Annotated in this window: 2 protein-coding genes; both read left to right on the forward strand. The window is 79.8% G+C overall.

What is annotated here, in order from left to right:
• The coding region (locus E1200_RS34230; protein ID WP_207933666.1) for a hypothetical protein at window positions 1-942 on the forward strand (942 nt) is incomplete at its 5' end.
• A gap of 282 nt (window positions 943-1,224) precedes the next feature.
• The coding region (locus tag E1200_RS32815; protein ID WP_207933667.1) for a WYL domain-containing protein at window positions 1,225-2,158 on the forward strand (934 nt) is incomplete at its 3' end.

The following is a 2,158-nucleotide window of genomic DNA, read 5'->3' on the forward strand; positions in this document are numbered from 1 at the left end:
GAGCAGGGGTGGCCGCAGGAGACGCAGCTGGACACCGACGCGTTCAAGACCCAGCTCGACCCGGGCCCGGCGTGGCCCGGCGCCGACCCGCAGCCTCCCCCGCCCCCCGCGCCGCAGGCGGACCCGCCGCCCGCGGCGCCGGACCACGGGGTGCAGGTCGCCGAGGCGTACGGGACGCGGTTCCTGTGCGGCGCCGACGACATCGAGCGGGTGGTGACCGAGGTGCGGCGGCGCGGCAAGTGGGCGCGGCGGCTGCGGGGGCAGGAGGTGTCCAGCGCGTCGGCACCGGCGCTGCTGCTGGTCGGAGCGCCCTCCAGCGGGCAGCGGCGGCTGGCGCGGATGGCCGCGGCGGCGCTGGCGGAGGTGGAGGCCTCCAGCGGCGAGGTCCGCGTCGCGCACGCCGAGGACCTGCGCGAGCACGGCCCGGACGGGCTGCGCGCGGTGCTGGACGAGCACGCGGGCCACGTCCTGCTCCTGGACGGCCTTGACGCGCTGGTCCTGGACGAGTCGCAGGGCCCGGCCTACGCGTCGGTGCTGTACCGGACGCGGCTGGAGGGCGTCAACGACACCGCGCTGCTGGCGACGTGCGAGCCGGGGCGGCTGGCCGAGCTGTCGGCGGTGGCGCCGGAGCTGGTGACGGATCTGCGGGCGGTGCGGCTGCCGGACCTGAACGAGCCGCGGGCGCGGGCGGCGCTGGTGGGGCTGCTGGCCGAGGAGCGGCGGCTGCGGCTGGGCCCGGACGCGTGGGCGGTGGTGGAGCGCGAGGTGGCCGAGCTGCGGCCGCGGGGGCGGCTGACCGGCGCGCGGCTGGTGGAGTCCTACCTGGACCGGGCGGCGACGCGGCATCTGGGCCGCGCGGAGGAGACGCGGGCGATCGGCGGTGCGCTGTCGCTGACGGCGGCCGACTTCGAGGGCCTGGCCGCGGAGCTGTCGGGCCGCTGACCCCGGCCGCCCCCCGCCGAACCGCGGCCGGTGCCCCTGCCGGGCCCTGCCCTGCGGCGGTGCTTTCGGTGGAGGGCGTGCGCGAGGCGGCCTTCACTGCGGTCTCCGCGGACTCGTCGCCCGGGTCCCCTCGGCGGCGGTGAGCGGTGCCGGGGCGTGGTGCGGGGCGTGGTGCTCGTGCGGCGCCTGGTGTGCCGGGACGGCGCGGATCGCCTTACCCGCGGGGGATCTGGGCCCCCTCGCCGGGGGCGGATCACCGGCGGGCGGGGCCACCATGGGGGCGTGGACCGTGTTGACCGGCTGCTGGCGCTGATCTGCGAGCTGCGCGCGGCCTCCCCCGAGCCGGTGGAGCCCGCCGTGCTGGCGGCGCGCCTGGAGGTCGGCGAGCGGACCGTCCGGCGGGACCTGGAGCTGCTGGAGCACGGCGGGCTGCCGGTGCGGCGGCGCAAGGGCCGCGGGGTCGCGCTGCCGCGCGCGCCGGAGCCCGTGCCGCTGGGCGAGGCGGCGTCGCTGACGGGCCCGGTGCGCGACACCCTCGCCGAGGCGGTCCGCACCCGCCGGGTGGTGCGGCTGGCCTACACCGACCGGGCGGGGGCGCGCAGTTTCCGTGACGTGGAGGCGCACGGCCTGGTCACCGCCCCCTACGCCGAGTACCTGGTGGGGTGGTGCCGGATGCGGGACGGGCCGCGGCTGTTCCGGCTGGACCGGGTCGGCGCGGCGTTCCTGTCGGGGCGGAGCGCGGAGGTCCGCGATCTGGACGCGCTGCTGGCGGCGCTGCGGGTGCCGGTGCCGCGTCCCCCGCCGGGGCCGGAGCCGCGGGGCCCGGCGGGTGCGGCGCGGGCGCGGGCGTGGACGCTGGACCGGCTGGAGTTCGTGCGGTCGCGGCTGCGGGACGCGGCGGCCGAGGCCCGTCCCGGCGCGCGGGGCGGGACGGCGGGCGCGGCGGCGCTGCGGGCGGTGCTGGGGCATCTGGCGGAGTGGACGCGGTGGCAGGTCGCGGCGGTGCGGGCGGCGGCGACGGGTGAGGACCCGGTGCTGGACGGGCGCCGCCCGCGGTTCCCGGCGGAGTTCGGCCTGCGGATGCCCTACGAGGCGCGGGAGCGGATGATCCAGGACGCGATGGCGCTGCGGTCGCTGGGCGAGCTGGCGCGGGACCTGCAGGAGGTGCTGGAGGCGGCGGGGCACTGGGCGGCGGGCTGCGACGACGCCTTGTGGG

The sequence above is a fragment of the Actinomadura sp. GC306 genome (genome assembly GCF_004348665.1).
Classification (GTDB): domain Bacteria; phylum Actinomycetota; class Actinomycetes; order Streptosporangiales; family Streptosporangiaceae; genus Spirillospora.